The following is a 15153-nucleotide window of genomic DNA, read 5'->3' as shown; positions in this document are numbered from 1 at the left end:
GCGATCGACGGCGGGGCGAAGGGCATGTCGCCTTGCAGATTGATGACGGCGTCATGGCGGCCGTCGGGGTCCAGGGCCTCCAGCGCGGCCATGATGCGGTCCGAGCCGCTGGGCAGGGCCGGATCGGTCAGCACGGCGCGGCCGCCCGCCGCCTGAACCGCCTCGACGATCTCGGCATCGCCCGCCGCGACGGCGACCGGCAGGCCCGAAGCGGCCGCCGCCTGATAGGCGCGCACGATCATCGGCTTGCCGCCGATATCGGCCAGAGGCTTGTTCGGCAGGCGCGTGGCGGCCATCCGCGCGGGGATCAAGACCAGGGGATTCAGCGTTGCGGACATGGGCCGTTCGCTCCTTCACGACCCTTGGAACGCTCGGGCCGGTTGCGAAGGCGGCGCTAGCGTGTAAGAGACGCCCACGCAAGGATGCGCCCGCTTCGGCCGGGCTTTGACAGGGATGCGACGACGCGATGAGCGGCGATCTGAAGTGGAACAAGATTCTCGGCGCCGGATTGGCGACCGCCTTCGTCATCGTCGGCCTGCAACAGGTCACGGCGGCGGTCTATCAGACGAAACCGCCCGAAAAGATGGGCTATTTCGTCGATGCGCCGAAAGCGGACGCCGGCGCCGCCGCGGCGGCCCTGCCCATCGACTGGGGCACGGTGCTGCCGACCGCCGACGTCGCCGCCGGTGAAGCGGCCTTCGCGCGCTGCCAGGCCTGCCACAACATCGCTTCGGGCGGCGCCGACGGCATCGGCCCGAATCTGTGGGGCGTGCTGGGCGGGCCGGTGATGCACCGCGCCGGCTTCGCCTATTCGGACGCCATGGCCGCGCACAAGGCCGAGGCCCCCACCTGGGGCTATGACCAGATCGACCACTTCCTGACCGCGCCGGGCCGCTATGTGCCGGGCACCAAGATGTCCTTCGCCGGCATCCGGGACGAACAGACCCGCATCAACCTGATCGCCTATCTGCGCTCGCAGGGGTCGTCGCTGGCCATTCCGGCGCCCGATCCGGCCCGCCAGCCGGGCGCGGCGGCTCCGGCCGAAGGCGCGGCTCCGGCCGACGGCGCCGCACCGGCCGCCGAGGGTGCGGCTCCCGCCCCGGCCGCGGGCGCTCCGGCTCCGGCGGCGGCTCCGGCTCCGGCTCCCGCCGCTCACTGAGCGAACGTCACGGTCGAAAACGAAAAGGGCGGCTCGCGAGGGCCGCCCTTTTTGTTGGCCGCGCTCCCGTAAGGCGGCGGCGATTGGGTTATCTCCGTTTTCCCGGCGAATGCCGGGGTCCAGATGGAAAATCTCCGTCGCTTGCCGACGATTGGCCCAGGCCCGCCCCGAGATCGAGTCTGGATCTGGACCCCGGCATTCGCCGGGGAGGCGGTGGGGGAGACCCGCCGACGGTCAATGTGAATTGTTTCGTCCATGTCGCCGCCAGACCGCATCCGCCGCGCATCGGCAGGAGAGCGCCCTAGCGGTTCAGACCCGTCGGAACACCGGCGGCGCGAATCCGTCGGCGGCATAGCGCGCGGCGGCCTCGGCCAGAGGCTCGATGACCACCGCCCGCGCATGGCCCGCGGCGTGGATCACATGGTCGGCGTCATGGACGACGGCGGAATGGCCGCCCCAGGTCCTGAGGTCCGGCTTCAGCCACAGAACCAGATCGCCGCGACGCGCCTCGGCGGGATCGACCGCCCGGCCCAGTTCGACCTGGTCGGGCGTATAGCGGGCGCCGGGCAGGCCGCAGGCGGTCAGGGCCTGCAGCACCAGACCCGAGCAATCGGTTCCCCGGTCGTCGCGCCCGCCCAGGACGTGCGGCGTGCCCAGCAGGCGTTCGGCGGCCGTGGCCAGATCGGTCTCGAAATCGCCGAACGGGGCGACGGCGTCCTGATCGACCCATCCGGCGCCGACGACCTCGACGAAGCCCTCGCGGCGGGCGCGGGTCTGGACCAGGGCGTTCCACGGCAGCATCAGCGCGATCTCGGCCTCAGCCGAGGCGGTGCGGCGCGCGGGCGTGCGCGGCAGGGCGACGCGGGCGTCGGGCGGGGCGACGGGTCCCAGGGCCGAGCGGTCGATCCAGCCGATCGCGCCGTCGCGGCGGGCGCGGCCCCAGGCGCGCGGTCCCCGGCTCTCCAGCACGTCGAAGGCCTCGCCGAAGACGGCCTGGCTGATGCGCTGGCCGTCCGGTCCGTCACGCACCTCGGCCGAGGCGACGACGACCTGGAACGCCGTGGTCGGGCGATAGGTCTCGGCGCGCAGCAGGCCCTCGACGGCCTGTTCGGCCAGGTCTGGGCGCGCCAGCGGGCGTCGCGGGATCAGGGCGGAGACGTCGGTCAAACGAAAGGCTCGTCCGGTTGAGACGGCACCCTGTCACGAAGGCCCAAAAGTCCCGTTAACGGCGGAGGCGGTGATACCCCTGTCATCCTCGGGTCAAGCCCGAGGATGACGGCTTGTAGGGAATACGTCTTGCATTCCGTAGCCGACGCGCCACGTGGAAACCTGGAGGGCGCCCGATGATTCCGATACTTCTGCTGCTGTGTCTGGCCGGTCTGGCCTGGACCGACACGGCCGTCGGCCGCGCCCTGCGCGAAGCGCTGGTTCAGCGTCCGGCCCGAAAACTGGCGGCGATCACGCGCGGCAAGGCGGTCTTCTGGACCGCGCTGATCCTCGCGGGCGTGCTGGCCGTTGTCCTGTTCGAGATGGAGGGGCTGCGACTGTTCGGGATGATGGCGCCCGAAGCCCTGACCTGGTTCATGATGTTCGACGTCGGCGTCTTCATCGACGCCCTAATCATCGCCGCGGCCGTGATCTCGGGCCGAGGATGGCGGGCCACGACGCAGGAGGCGCGGCGATGGCTGGACCAGGGCGCACAGGCGCTGGGACGGATCAGAACGGCGGTGCGCGCCTCACGCCCGCGCCGCCCGCACAAACCAGCGCGCCGTCCCGACGATTCCGAGCCGCGACCAGCTTTATTTCTGGCCCTAACGCTCACGACGCAGTCGTTCGCTACTTGAGGGCGCCCTCTTCACATCATCCCCGGCCGTACCGCCCCTTCAACATCGCGTAGGCCGCGCGCACGCCATAGACCTCGGCCCCCTCGGGCCAGCCGGGGCGGCTGCGCGGGTTCCAGCCGAACACGTCCATGTGCGCCCAGACGCCGGTCTCGGGCGCGAACTTCTGCAGGAACAGGGCGGCGGTGACCGAACCCGCCTGCGCCCAGGCGGCCGAATCGTTCTTGATGTCGGCGATCTCGCTGTCCAGCGCGGCCTTGTAGCCGGGCCACAGCGGCATCCGCCACAGGGGGTCGCCCTCGGCCAGGCCTGCGCCCAACAGCCCCTCGGCCAGGGTCTCGTCGTCGGTGTACAGCGGCGGCAGTTCGGGTCCGAGCGCGATGCGGGCGGCCCCGGTCAGTGTGGCGTAGTCCAGCGTCAGGTCCGGCGCGTGTTCGGACGCCCGCGTCAGGGCGTCGGCCAGGATCAGGCGGCCCTCCGCGTCCGTATTGCCGATCTCGATGGTCAGGCCCTTGCGGCTGGTCAGGATGTCGCCGGGCCGGAAGGCGTCGCCCGACACGGCGTTCTCGACGGCGGCGACCAGCACGACCAGCCGCACCGGCAGACCCGCCTGCATGACCAGACGGCCCAGGGCCAGCACATGGGCGGCGCCGCCCATGTCCTTCTTCATGTGACGCATGCCGACGGCGGCCTTCAGGTCCAGGCCGCCGGTGTCGAACACCACCCCCTTGCCGACCAGGGCCACCAGGGGCAGGTCGATCTTGTCCAGGTTCCAGCCGATCTCGATCAGGCGCGGCGCCCGATGCGGGGCGGCGGCGCGGCCGACGGCGTGAACGACCGGATAGTTCGCCTCCAGCAGGGCGTCGCCCGTGGTCACGGCGAAGGCCGCCTTGTGCGCCTCGGCGATTTCGCGGGCTATGGTCTCGATCTGCAACGGTCCCATGTCGGCGGCGGGCGTGTCGATCATCTCGCGCGCCAGTTCGCAGGCGGCGGCGATGCGCAGGGTCTCGTCCAGATCCAGTCCCTGGGGCGCGGCCAGACGCGGTCGCTGGCGGTCGGACTTGTCCTTGTAGCGGTCGAAGACATAGGTCCCCAGGGCGAAGGCCAGGGCGGCCTTGCGCGCCGCCTCAGGCTCGGCCTCCAGCCGATAGACGCCGGTCGGCAGCTTGCCCGCCAGGCCGCGCGCCGACATCGGGTCGAAACTCTTGCCCACGCCGACCAGCACATGGTCCAGCGCCCCATCGGCGCCAGGGCCGGCCTTGGGAACCAGCAGCAACTGCCCCGCCTTGCCGGTGAAGCCGTTCAGCCCGGCCCAGCCTTGGGCCGCCTCGGCGATCGGACCGTCGGCGACGACGAAGCGCACGGGCACGGCGGCGGCGGCCTCGGGCGCGTCGGCGGGAATCAGGACGGGGTGCAGGGCGCTCATGTCGGCCTCTCGGTCGGTTCAGGTCGTTAACCAGTGATTGACGCCGCCGCGCGATTCTTAACGCCGAACGGATCGTCAGGATCGCCCCCCATGTCGCGCACCGCCCTTCATCTCGCAACCGTCGCCGCGCTGACGCTGATCGCCGCACCGGCCGCGGCGCGGCAGGCGACGACGCCCGCGCCGCCCCAGACGCCCGCCCAAACAACCGTCCAGACGCCGCCTCAGGCCGCCGTTCCGCGCACGCCCGCCACCGCCGAGCAGCGCGCCGCCTACGACCGGATGGATCCCTTGTCGCGCTCGGTCTTCTGGGCCGCCCAGCAGGAGATCAACCCCGCCGACGCTGAGGCGGGGGTCAAGCTGTCGCGCGCGCTGCGTGAGATCGGCAACAACGACCAGGCCGTCCAGGCCGCCGGTCAGGTGCTGCTGCTGCAACCCGACAATGTCGAGGCCCTGCTGGAGGTCGGGCGCGCCCACATCGCGCGCGGCCAGGCCTTTTACGGCATCGCCAGCCTGGAGAAGGCGCGCGGCCTGGCGCCGAACGACTGGCGGCCGCTGTCGCTTCTGGGCGTGGCCTATCAGCAGGTGCGCCGCACCGACGACGCCCGCACCGCCTGGAACGAAGGCCTGCGCCTGTCGCCGGACAATCCCGACATCCTGGCCAACGCCGCCGTCGCCCTGGCCGGATCGGGCGACGCGGCCTCGGCCGAGACCCTGTTGCGCCGCGCCGCCGCCCGGCCGGACGCCACGCTGAAGACGCGGCTGAACCTGGCCATGGTGCTGGGCCTGCAAGGCAAGATGGCCGAGGCCGAGCAGATCCTGCGCCGCGACCTGCCGCCCGAGGCCGCCGACCGCAATCTGGAATGGCTGCGCCAGCGCGGCCAGACGGCCGCCGCCGCCGCCCCGGCCGAGACGGCGCGGACGTGGAGTTCGCTGCAGTAACGCCCTTTCTCCCTCCCCTTGATGGGGAGGGTGGACGCCCTCTGTCCGCCTCCCCCTCCCGCCGCGTGGGAGGATCGCCTATGTTGCCTCCCATGATCGACGCCCTCTACAGCGCGCGCATCCTGTCGCTAGCGGCCAATATGCCGCGCGCGGGTCGCCTGGATTTGCCGCACGGCACGGGCGAACAGGTCGCCAAACTGTGCGGGTCCAGGGCCGTCGTCGACGTGCGCATCGACGGCGACCGCCGCATCAGCGACTACGCCCAGGACGTGAAGGCCTGCGCCCTGGGCCAGGCGGCGGCGGCCATCGTCGGCGAGGTCGCCGTCGGCGCGACCCTGGACGAGGTGCGCGAGGCGCGCGACGACATGCTGTTGATGCTCAAACACGGCGGCGACGGACCCGAGGGCCGGTTCGAGGGGCTGCGCGCCCTGAAGCTGGTCGCGGACTATCCGGCGCGCCACGCCTCGACCCTGGTCGCGGTCGAAGCCCTGTTGAAGGCCCATGAGGACGCCCTGCGGGCGCGGCTGGACGGTTGCGTCCCGGGCTGGCCCCCGTCGGACGAGATTCCGGGCGAGACGCCGCCCGACGCCGCGCGAACTCGACGCGCCGGCACGGCCTGATCGGCATTGCCCGCGCCCTCAAGGCAAGGGATAAGCGCCCGATATGGCCACCGGCGGAAACCTCTATGAACGCGGCGTGCGGTTGGCCCATCGCGGCTACAAGCTGACGCTCAGCCCCTTTTTCGGCCAGTCGTGCCGGTTCCTGCCCACCTGTTCGGACTACGGCCGCGACGCCCTGATCCAGCACGGGCCGGTCAAGGGGGGATGGCTCACCGTGCGGCGCCTGTGTAAGTGCCATCCTTGGGGCGGTTCGGGATACGACCCGGTGCCGCCGCCCACGAAGAAACCTGACCGATGATCGACCTGAAATTCCCCGACGGCGCCGTGCGCCAGTTTCCGCCCACGGCCACGGGCCGCGACGTGGCAGCCTCCATCTCGCCCAGCCTGGCCAAGCGCGTGGCGCTGGTCGAACTGAACGGCGAGCAGCGCGACCTGGACCGGCCGCTGGAGATCGGCGGCGACTTCCGCCTGCTGACCCGCGAGGACCCCGAGGCGCTGGAGACCATTCGGCACGACGCCGCCCACATCCTGGCCCAGGCGGTGCAGGAGCTGTTCCCCGGAACCCAGGTCACCATCGGCCCGGCCATCGAGGACGGCTTCTATTACGACTTCTTCCGCGAGGAGCCGTTCTCGACCGACGACTTCGCCGCCATCGAGAAGCGCATGGCCGAAATCGTCGACCGCGACGAAAAACTGGTCCGCGAGGTCTGGAGCCGCGACGAAGCGATCAAAATGTTCGAGGCCAAGGGCGAGACCTTCAAGGCCGAACTGATCCGCGACCTGCCCGAGAGCGAGACCATCACCGTCTATCGTACGGGGAACTGGGCCGACCTGTGCCGCGGGCCGCATTTCCCGACGACCAAATTCGTCGGCAAGGCCTTCAAGCTGACCAAGGTGGCCGGGGCCTATTGGCGCGGCGATTCCAAGCGCGAACAGCTTCAGCGCATCTACGCCACGGCCTGGGCCAACCAGGCCGACCTGGACGCCTATCTGACGCGTCTAGAGGAGGCCGAGAAACGCGATCACCGCAAGATCGGCCGCCAGATGGAACTCTTCCACATGCAGGAAGAGGGCCGGGGCATGGTCTTCTGGCATCCCAAGGGCTGGACCCTGTGGCAGGTGATCGAGGCCTATATGCGCCGCCGCCTGACCGCCGCCGGATACGTCGAGGTCAAGACGCCCCAGGTGCTGGACCGCAAATTCTGGGAGGCCTCGGGCCACTGGGACAAATACCGGCCGAACATGTTCGTCTGCGAGACGGTCGAGGGCGAGACCCTGTCGCTCAAGCCGATGAACTGCCCCGGCCACGTGCAGATTTTCGACCAGGGCCAACGGTCGTATCGCGAACTGCCGCTGCGCATGGCCGAGTTCGGGGCCTGCCACCGCTATGAGCCGTCGGGCGCCCTGCACGGCCTGATGCGGGTGCGCGGCTTCACCCAGGACGACGCCCACATCTTCTGCCGCGAGGACCAGATCGTCGAGGAGACGACCCGGTTCATCGAACTGGCCCGCAGCGTTCACGCCGACCTGGGCATGGAGACGGCCTACATCAACCTGGCCACCCGGCCCGAGGTGCGCGCCGGATCGGACGAATTCTGGGACAAGGCCGAGGCCCAGATGGCCGAGGCGGCCCGCGCCGCCGGGGTCGAACCGGTCATCGCCGAGGGCGACGGCGCCTTCTACGCGCCCAAGCTGGACTTCGTGGTCAAGGACGCCATCGGCCGCGAATGGACCTGCGGCACGATCCAGTTGGACTATGTCCTGCCTGATCGTCTGGGTGCGGAATATATCGGCGAGGACGGCGCCAAGCACCGGCCGGTCATGCTGCATCGAGCCATCCTGGGCAGTTTCGAACGCTTCATCGGCATCATGATCGAGAACTACGCCGGGGCTTTCCCGCTATGGCTGGCGCCGGTCCAGGCGGTGGTGGCGACCATCACCTCGGACGCCGATCCGTATGCGGAGGAAGTGGCGGCCAAATTCCGCGCCGCCGGTCTGCGCGTCGAGACCGACCTGCGCAACGAGAAGGTCGGCTACAAGGTGCGCGAGCACTCGGTCGGCAAGGTCCCGGTCATCGCCGTCGTCGGCAGGAACGAGGCCGCCGAGGGCAAGGTCGCCCTGCGTCGTCTGGGCAGCCAGGCGCAGGAGCTGCTGACGGTCGAGGAGGCCATCGCCGCCCTGACCGCCGAAGCCACCCCGCCGGATCTGCGCCCGGCCTGACGCGGTCGCCGTCTTCGGGCGGCGGCCTTCGCCTCCGGCTTGCATCGACGCGTCTTTACGGCGGCTTGCGCACCGACCAATCTGTCGGTCGGAGGCGTCATGCGGGAATCAGAGATTCGTGGGATCGCCGAGTCCATGGCCCGGCGTTCGCGGCAATGGCGGTCTCGGCTGGTCATCGGCGCGGTCATCGCCGCGGTGTCGTTCCCGCTGACGTCCTGGTCGTTCGCCCTGGGCTGGCTGGCGGTCTATGGCCTGCTTCAGGTCATCGAAGGGCGTCTGCACCCCGACGGCGCCCTCGCCCGGCGTCTGTCGCAACGCCAGTACGTGCGGCTGTGCCTGGCTCAGACCTTTCTGAACAATGTCGCCTTCAGCGCCTATGGCGCCGCCGAGATCCTGTCCGGCTCCCTGCTCGGCGTGGCCTGCGGCACGATGGTGCTGGGCGGGGTCATCGTCAACGCGGTGATGATCAGCCCCGGCTCGCGCACCATGGTGGCGACCGCCCTGATCCCCCAGGCCTTCTATCTGATGCTGTTGCCCGTGGGCGCCGCGCGGGCGGGCCTGACGACGTTCGAGACGGTGCAGATCACCTTCGCGGGCGTGTTCCTGGTCTTCGTCGGCCTGACGATCCTCAGCCACATCAGCCGCCTGTTCCGCGAGGCCGAGGCCGCCCGCGCCCACGCCGAAGAGGCCAACCAGGCCAAGAGCCGGTTCCTGGCGACCATGAGCCACGAGATCCGCACCCCGCTGAACGGCATTCTGGGCATGGCCCAGGCCATGGCCGCCGACGATCTTCCGACGCGCCAACGCGAGCGGCTGACGGTGATCACCCAGTCGGGCCGGTCGCTGCTGCACATCCTGGGCGACATCCTGGACCTGGCCAAGATCGAGGCCGGCAAGCTGGAGCTGGAGGAGACGCGGTTCGACCTGGGCGCCCTGGTCGACCAGACCCAGGCCAATTTCCGCGCCCTGGCCGAGGGCAAGGGGCTGGGGTTCGAGGTTTCGGTCACGCCGGCCGCCGTCGGCGCCTGGACCGGCGACCCGACGCGCCTGCGCCAGATCCTGGCGAACCTGATCTCCAACGCCGTCAAATTCACCGAGCGGGGCCGGGTCTCGGTGATCGCCGACGCCGATGACGCGGGGCTGGTGCTGACGGTGGCCGATACGGGACCGGGCGTGACGCCCGAACAACTGCCGCGCCTGTTCCAGAAATTCGTCCAGGCCGACGGCTCGACGACGCGCCGTTACGGCGGCACCGGCCTGGGCCTGTCGATCTGCGACGACCTGGCCCGGCTGATGGGCGGCGAGATCCAGGCCCGCCACGCCGATCCGCACGGCCTGGTGTTCGAGGCGCGCCTGCCGCTGCGCCGGGCCGAGAATGCGCCGGGCCTGGAACGGCCTGAAACGAGGATTGAGACGGCCGTCGCCTTCGACGGCAGCGGCCTGCGCGTCCTGGCCGCCGAGGACCATCCCGTGAACCGCCAGGTGCTGACGCTGTTGCTGGGTCAGATCGGCATCACGCCGCATCTGGTCGAGAACGGCGCCGAGGCGGTCGAGGCGTGGCGCGCGGGGGACTGGGACCTGATTCTGATGGACGTGCAGATGCCGGTCATGGACGGGCCGACGGCCGCCGCCGCCATCCGGGCCGAAGAGGCCGACGCGCCGCGTACGCGCACGCCGATCATCGCCCTGACCGCCAATGTCATGACCCAGCAGATCGAGGCGTATCGCCAGGCCGGCATGGACCATTCGGTCGCCAAGCCGATCGAGATCCAGGCCCTGCTGACGGCCATAGAGGCGTCACAGGCGGGCCGCGCGGCCGCCTGAAGCGTCAGATGTGGATGGCGTGCCCCAGGGCGCGCAGCGACGCCTCATGGAAGGCCTCGCCCAGGGTCGGGTGGACGTGGATGACGCCGGCCACGTCTTCCAGCACCGCGCCCATCTCCAGCATCTGGGCGAAGCTGTTGGACAGTTCCGACACGTGCTGGCCGACGGCCTGGACGCCCAGCAGGCGGTGGTCGGTCTTGGACGCCAGCACCCGCACGAAGCCGCCGTCGTCGCCCGCCTCGATGGCCAGGGCGCGGCCGATGGCCATCAACGGGAAGACCGCCTGGATCACGTCGTCATGGCCCTCGACGTCGTTCGGTCCCAGGCCGGCCGAGACGATCTCCGGCTCGGTGAAACAGACGGCGGCGATGGTCACCGGATCGAAGCGCTTGTCGTGACCGGCCAGGATTTCGGCCACGACCTCGCCCTGGGCGCTGCCCTTGTGGGCCAACATGGGTTCGCCGGTCAGGTCGCCGATGGCCCAGACGTTCTTCATCGAGGTCGCGCAGCGGTCGTCGATCTTCACGAACGGCCCGGCCATGGCCACGCCCATGTTCTCCAGCCCCCAGCCTTTCGTGCGCGGGCGGCGGCCGACGGTGACCAGCACCTTGTCGGCGTCCAGCTTGACCGCCTCGCCGTCCCGGGTCGTGACGTTGAGCTGGCCCTTTTCGAACGACCCGGCCTTGGCCCCCAGCAGCAGTTTGACGCCGTGCTTCTCCAGCCATTTGGTCACCGGATCGGTCAGGGCCTTGTCGTAGAGCGGCAGGATGCGCTCGGCCATTTCGACCACGGTCACTTCCGCTCCGAGCTTGCGGAAGGCGATGCCGAGTTCCAGCCCGATATAGCCGCCGCCGACGACCACCAGCTTGCCCGGCACCTTGTCCAACGACAGGGCCTCGGTCGAGGAGATGACGTCGCCGCCGAACGGCAGGAACGGCAGTTCGACCGGCTCGGACCCCGTGGCCAGGATGACGTGTTCGGCGCTGATGGTGATCTCGCCGTCGTCGGTCTTGACCGTGCAGGTCTTGGCGTCGCTGAACGTCGCCCAGCCCTTGATGACCTTGACCTTGGCCTTCTTCAGCAAGCCCGCCACCCCGGCGTTCAGCTTCTTGACGACGCCGTCCTTCCACGCGACCGTCTGTTTCAGGTCGATAGAGGGCTTGGACGCCGTGATGCCCAGCGTCCCGCCATTGGCCGCCTTGGCCACGGTCTCGAACTTGTTGGCCGCGTGGATCACCGCCTTGGACGGGATGCAGCCGACGTTCAGACAGGTGCCGCCCAGGCCGTCGCCGCCGTCGACCAGCACGGTCTCCAGCCCCAGTTGGCCGCAACGAATGCCCGCCACATAGCCGCCGGTCCCGGCGCCGATGATGAGGACTTTGGTTTTGATCTGTTCGGTCATGGCCGCGTTCTAGCCGCGCCGTGGCCGATGCGAAACCCGCCAGACCGCCCTAACCCTTCGGCAGCTCCATGAAGGGCGAGGAAAAGAGATTGTGGGGTCCGACATCATTGATGTCGGTCTCGCCGCAGAAGGCCATGGTGCGATCCAACTGATCGCGGATGATGTCCAGCGCGCGGGTCACCCCAGCCTTGCCGTGGGCGCCAAGACCATAGTTGTAGGCCCGCCCGATCAGGGTCCCCTTGGCGCCCGAGGCGATGGCGCGAAACACGTCCTGACCGGAGCGGATGCCGCTGTCCATGAAGATCTCGGTGCGGCCGCCGCCGATGGCGTCGACGATCGGCGCCAGCGCGGAAATCGTCGAGGGGGCGCCGTCCAACTGTCGTCCGCCATGGTTCGACACGATGATGGCGTCGGCCCCGAAATCCCGCGCCAGGATGGCGTCGTCCTTGTCGATGATCCCCTTCAGGATGATCTTTCGGTCCCAGCGTTTGCGGATCCAGTCCAGGTCCTTGAAGCTGAGGCGTTGGTCGAACTGTTCATCGACCCAGCCGGCGACATCGCCCAGTCCGCTGATGCTCTTGGTGTGGCCGATGATGTTGCCGAAGGTGTATTTGCCGCCCATCAGCATCTCGATGCCCCATTTGGGGTGCAGCGCCATTTCGAGGGCCGACTTGATCTTGGGTCCGATGGCGTCGCCCGCCATGCCGTCATGGAAGGCGGAATAGCGGACCCCGACCATCTGCAAGTCCAGGGTGACGACAAGGGCCGAACATCCGGCGTCATGCGCCCGCTTGAGCAGGTCCGCCACGAAGTCCCGGTCCTTCATGAAATAGAGCTGGAACCAGAAGGGACGGCTTGTCGCCTCGGCGACGTCCTCGATCGAACAGATGCTCATGGTCGACAGGGTGAACGGAACGCCCGCCGCCTCGGCCGCCTGGGCCGCCAGGATCTCGCCTCGGGCGTGCTGCATCCCGGTGAAGCCCACCGGTCCCAGCGCGACCGGCATCGAGACCGCCTCGCCGACCATAGTCGTCGCCAGCGAGCGATTGCTCATGTCGGTGGCGACCCGCTGACGGAAGGTGATTTCCTGAAGGTCGTCGTGGTTGGATCGCTTGGTCGATTCCGACCAACTGCCGGAATGCAGATAATCGAAAAACGCCTTTGGAACGTTGCGTTCGGCAGTCGCCTTCAGCTCTTCAATGCTCACTTCGTCCATGATCGCCCTCCTGCTGGACGCCTAACATTGCAAGAGTAACACGGTTAGACGAAACAGTTCCACGGGTCCTGGCGCCGCCGCCCGGGCGGCGAGGGCCTGGATCAGTAGGACGAAAACGGTGCGCGTGGGCGCGCGCGCCGCACCGCCCTCACCCCATCCACAGCGTCGCCGGGTGCTCCAGCAGGCCCTTGATCCGCTGCACGAAGACCGCCGCGTCGTGGCCGTCGACGATGCGGTGATCGAAGCTGGAAGACAGGTTCATCATCTTGCGGACCACCATCTGGCCGTCCTTGACCACCACCCGCTCCTGGATCTTGTTGGGACCGACGATGGCGACCTCGGGGTGGTTGATGATCGGGGTGTGGACGACGCCGCCCAGGGTCCCCAGCGAGGTGATGGTGATGGTCGAGCCCGACAGCTCCTCGCGCTTGGCCGTGCCCGCCTTGGCGGCGCCCGAGACGCGGGCGATCTCTTCCGCCGTGGCGTAGGGGTCCAGCGCCTCGGCGTGGCGGACCACCGGCACCATCAGGCCGTTCGGCGTCTGGGCGGCGATGCCCAGATGGACCGGCGCGTGCTGGGTCAGAATGCCCGCCTCGTCGTCATAGGTGGCATTGATCTGGGGCTGGTCCCTCAGGGCCACGACGATGGCGCGGGCGATGAAGGGCAGCAGGTTCAGCTTGGCCTTGCCGGTCTTCTTCGCCTCGGCGTTCAGATGGGCGCGCAGCTCTTCCAGGGCCGTGACGTCGATCTCTTCGACATAGGTGATGTGCGGGATGCGGCGCACGCTCTCGGCCATCTTCTCCGCGATCTTGCGGCGCAGGCCGATGATGCGGACCTCGGTGGTCCCTTGCGCCTGGGCATAGGCGGAGCCGGTCGATCCGCCCACGGGCGAACCGCGCCCGCCGGAGGCGACATAGGCGTCGAGGTCGCCGTGTTCGATGCGTCCGGCGGGACCCGAGCCGGGCACGAACTGCAGCTCGATCCCAAGATCGCGGGCGCGGTGGCGCACGGCGGGCGAGGCCAGGGGGCGCTGCCCGGCGACGCGGGTGGTGAAGGCTTCGGGAATGGTGCGCGCGGACGCAGCCCCTCCACCGGCTGCGCCGGTCCCCCTCCCCGTTTCACGGGGAGGAGAGGATGGCGCGGGTTTTTCCTCCCCGCCCTGCGGGGAGGGGGACCGCGAAGCGGTAGAGGGGCTGGCGGCCACGGGCGCCTCAGCCACATTGCCCTTGCCCTCGACCTTGAAGCTGACCAAGGGGCCGCCGACCGGAACCTGCTGGCCCGCCTCGCCGTGAGTGGCGACGACGACGCCGGAGACGGGAGAGGTGATCTCCACCGTCGCCTTGTCGGTCATGACGTCGGCCAGGATCTGGTCTTCGGAGACGGCGTCCCCGACCTTGACGTGCCAGCCGACCAGCTCGGCCTCGGCCGTGCCTTCGCCGACGTCGGGCAGTTTGAAGACATAGTTGGCGCCGGAGGCCGCGACGGGCGCGGCGGCGGGGGCCGGTTCGGGCTGGGCGGCGGGCGCCGGGGCGGCCTCGGCCTTGGGCGCCGGAGCGGGCGCCGGGACCGGTTCGTCCGCCGACGCATTGCCCGCGCCTTCGACCTCGAACTCGACCAGCGGCCCGCGCACGGCCAGCATCTGGCCGGGTTCGCCGTGCAGCACCGTGACCTTGCCGCCGACCGGCGAGGTGATCTCCACCGTCGCCTTGTCGGTCATGACGTCGGCGACGATCTGGTCCTCGCCGACCATGTCCCCGACCTTGACGTGCCAGCCGACCAATTCGGCCTCGGCCGTGCCCTCGCCCACGTCGGGCAGTTTGAAGACGTAACGACCCATCTCAGCGACCCCCGCTCATGACGGCTTTCAAGGCGTCGGCCACCCGTTCGGGACCGGGGAAATACTCCCACTCGAAGGCGTGCGGATAGGGGGTGTCCCAGCCCGTCACCCGCGCGATCGGCGCCTCCAGATGATAGAAGCAGCGCTCCTGGACCAGGGCCGACAGCTCGGCGCCGAAGCCGCTTGTCTTGGGCGCCTCGTGCACGATGACGCAGCGGCCGGTCTTCTTGACCGAGGCCTCGATGGCTTCGATGTCCAGCGGCACGAGCGAGCGCAGATCGATCACCTCGGCGTCGACGCCCGCGTGTTCGGCGGCGGCCAGCGACACCCAGACCATGGTGCCGTAGGCCAGGACGGTGACGTCGGCGCCCTCGCGCATGATCCGCGCCTTGCCCAGCGGCTCGACGTATTTGCCGGTCGGCACCTGAGCCAGGTCCTGGGCCTTCCACGGTGAGACCGGCTTTTCGTGCCAGCCGTCGAACGGGCCGTTGTACAGACGCTTCGGCTCGAAGAAGACGACCGGATCGTCGTCCTCGATGGCGGCGGTCAACAGACCCTTGGCGTCATAGGGATTGGACGGGATGACGACCTTCAGGCCTGAGATGTGGGTGAAAAGGCTTTCCGGCGACTGGCTGTGCGTCTGGCCGCCGAAGATGCCGCCGCCATAGG

Annotated in this window: 14 protein-coding genes; 7 read left to right on the top strand and 7 right to left on the bottom strand. The window is 69.4% G+C overall.

The window, feature by feature from the left end:
* Positions 1 to 326: cytidylyltransferase domain-containing protein (locus V7D63_RS11640; RefSeq protein ID WP_333592446.1), on the bottom strand; the 326-nt coding region annotated here is incomplete at its 3' end.
* 140 nt (positions 327 to 466) lie between these two features.
* Between V7D63_RS11640 and V7D63_RS11635 the strand changes: the two genes are divergently transcribed.
* On the top strand, positions 467 to 1159 hold the full coding sequence (locus V7D63_RS11635; RefSeq protein ID WP_333592444.1) for a c-type cytochrome: 693 nt from the start codon (positions 467 to 469) through the stop codon (positions 1157 to 1159).
* 309 nt (positions 1160 to 1468) lie between these two features.
* On the opposite strand, the gene V7D63_RS11630 is transcribed toward V7D63_RS11635, so the two are convergent.
* Positions 1469 to 2326, bottom strand: coding sequence for a C40 family peptidase (locus V7D63_RS11630; protein WP_333592443.1), 858 nt, complete (start codon positions 2324 to 2326; stop codon positions 1469 to 1471).
* 176 nt (positions 2327 to 2502) lie between these two features.
* Between V7D63_RS11630 and V7D63_RS11625 the strand changes: the two genes are divergently transcribed.
* The gene (locus V7D63_RS11625; protein WP_333592442.1) at positions 2503 to 3003 is read left to right on the top strand and encodes a hypothetical protein; all 501 of its coding nucleotides are present in this window, start codon (positions 2503 to 2505) and stop codon (positions 3001 to 3003) included.
* 16 nt (positions 3004 to 3019) lie between these two features.
* Here V7D63_RS11625 and V7D63_RS11620 read toward each other — a convergent pair whose 3' ends face one another.
* Positions 3020 to 4426, bottom strand: coding sequence for a leucyl aminopeptidase family protein (locus V7D63_RS11620; protein ID WP_333592441.1), 1407 nt, complete (start codon positions 4424 to 4426; stop codon positions 3020 to 3022).
* 90 nt (positions 4427 to 4516) lie between these two features.
* Between V7D63_RS11620 and V7D63_RS11615 the strand changes: the two genes are divergently transcribed.
* The 5 genes from V7D63_RS11615 to V7D63_RS11595 all read left to right on the top strand — a co-directional run bounded on the left by V7D63_RS11615 (position 4517) and on the right by V7D63_RS11595 (position 10029).
* Entirely contained in the window at positions 4517 to 5365 is an 849-nt protein-coding gene (locus V7D63_RS11615) for a tetratricopeptide repeat protein (protein ID WP_333592440.1), read from the top strand.
* A gap of 80 nt (positions 5366 to 5445) precedes the next feature.
* Entirely contained in the window at positions 5446 to 5985 is a 540-nt protein-coding gene (locus tag V7D63_RS11610; protein WP_442882140.1) for an iron-sulfur cluster assembly scaffold protein, read from the top strand.
* A 43-nt stretch (positions 5986 to 6028) separates the two neighbouring features.
* Positions 6029 to 6283, top strand: a complete 255-nt coding sequence (yidD, locus tag V7D63_RS11605; RefSeq protein WP_333592439.1) for a membrane protein insertion efficiency factor YidD — start codon at positions 6029 to 6031, stop codon at positions 6281 to 6283.
* A complete protein-coding gene (gene thrS, locus V7D63_RS11600; protein ID WP_333592438.1) occupies positions 6280 to 8205 on the top strand; it encodes a threonine--tRNA ligase in 1926 nt (641 codons plus the stop codon). Before yidD ends, thrS begins: the two co-directional genes overlap by 4 nt.
* Positions 8206 to 8340: 135 nt before the next feature.
* Positions 8341 to 10029, top strand: coding sequence for an ATP-binding protein (locus tag V7D63_RS11595; RefSeq protein ID WP_333592437.1), 1689 nt, complete (start codon positions 8341 to 8343; stop codon positions 10027 to 10029).
* A 4-nt stretch (positions 10030 to 10033) separates the two neighbouring features.
* On the opposite strand, the gene lpdA is transcribed toward V7D63_RS11595, so the two are convergent.
* The 4 genes from lpdA to V7D63_RS11575 all read right to left on the bottom strand — a co-directional run.
* Positions 10034 to 11431, bottom strand: a complete 1398-nt coding sequence (lpdA, locus tag V7D63_RS11590; protein ID WP_333592436.1) for a dihydrolipoyl dehydrogenase — start codon at positions 11429 to 11431, stop codon at positions 10034 to 10036.
* Between the two features lie 49 nt (positions 11432 to 11480).
* Positions 11481 to 12647 (bottom strand): alpha-hydroxy acid oxidase, encoded by a 1167-nt coding sequence (locus V7D63_RS11585; RefSeq protein ID WP_333592435.1) that lies wholly within the window; start codon positions 12645 to 12647, stop codon positions 11481 to 11483.
* Between the two features lie 148 nt (positions 12648 to 12795).
* Positions 12796 to 14484 (bottom strand): 2-oxo acid dehydrogenase subunit E2, encoded by a 1689-nt coding sequence (locus V7D63_RS11580; RefSeq protein WP_333592434.1) that lies wholly within the window; start codon positions 14482 to 14484, stop codon positions 12796 to 12798.
* A gap of 1 nt (position 14485) precedes the next feature.
* Positions 14486 to 15153, bottom strand: a 668-nt coding sequence (locus V7D63_RS11575; RefSeq protein ID WP_333592433.1) for an alpha-ketoacid dehydrogenase subunit beta, incomplete at its 5' end; no start/stop codon positions are given.

Source organism: Brevundimonas sp. (genome assembly GCF_036732845.1).
Taxonomy (GTDB): Bacteria; Pseudomonadota; Alphaproteobacteria; order Caulobacterales; family Caulobacteraceae; genus Brevundimonas.
The sequence above is the reverse complement of the archived record's forward strand: the minus strand, read 5'-3'. Positions and strand labels throughout refer to the sequence as shown.

Excerpts from the sequence above, each read along its gene's own strand:
- V7D63_RS11615 (WP_333592440.1), top strand. The coding sequence starts at position 4,517 with ATGTCGCGCACCGCCCTTCATCTCGCAACCGTCGCCGCGCTGACGCTG.
- yidD (WP_333592439.1), top strand. The coding sequence starts at position 6,029 with ATGGCCACCGGCGGAAACCTCTATGAACGCGGCGTGCGGTTGGCCCAT.
- V7D63_RS11635 (WP_333592444.1), top strand. The coding sequence starts at position 467 with ATGAGCGGCGATCTGAAGTGGAACAAGATTCTCGGCGCCGGATTGGCG.
- lpdA (WP_333592436.1), bottom strand. The coding sequence starts at position 11,431 with ATGACCGAACAGATCAAAACCAAAGTCCTCATCATCGGCGCCGGGACC.
- V7D63_RS11580 (WP_333592434.1), bottom strand. The coding sequence starts at position 14,484 with ATGGGTCGTTACGTCTTCAAACTGCCCGACGTGGGCGAGGGCACGGCC.
- V7D63_RS11620 (WP_333592441.1), bottom strand. The coding sequence starts at position 4,426 with ATGAGCGCCCTGCACCCCGTCCTGATTCCCGCCGACGCGCCCGAGGCC.
- V7D63_RS11625 (WP_333592442.1), top strand. The coding sequence starts at position 2,503 with ATGATTCCGATACTTCTGCTGCTGTGTCTGGCCGGTCTGGCCTGGACC.
- thrS (WP_333592438.1), top strand. The coding sequence starts at position 6,280 with ATGATCGACCTGAAATTCCCCGACGGCGCCGTGCGCCAGTTTCCGCCC.
- V7D63_RS11610 (WP_442882140.1), top strand. The coding sequence starts at position 5,446 with ATGTTGCCTCCCATGATCGACGCCCTCTACAGCGCGCGCATCCTGTCG.
- V7D63_RS11595 (WP_333592437.1), top strand. The coding sequence starts at position 8,341 with ATGGCCCGGCGTTCGCGGCAATGGCGGTCTCGGCTGGTCATCGGCGCG.
- V7D63_RS11585 (WP_333592435.1), bottom strand. The coding sequence starts at position 12,647 with ATGGACGAAGTGAGCATTGAAGAGCTGAAGGCGACTGCCGAACGCAAC.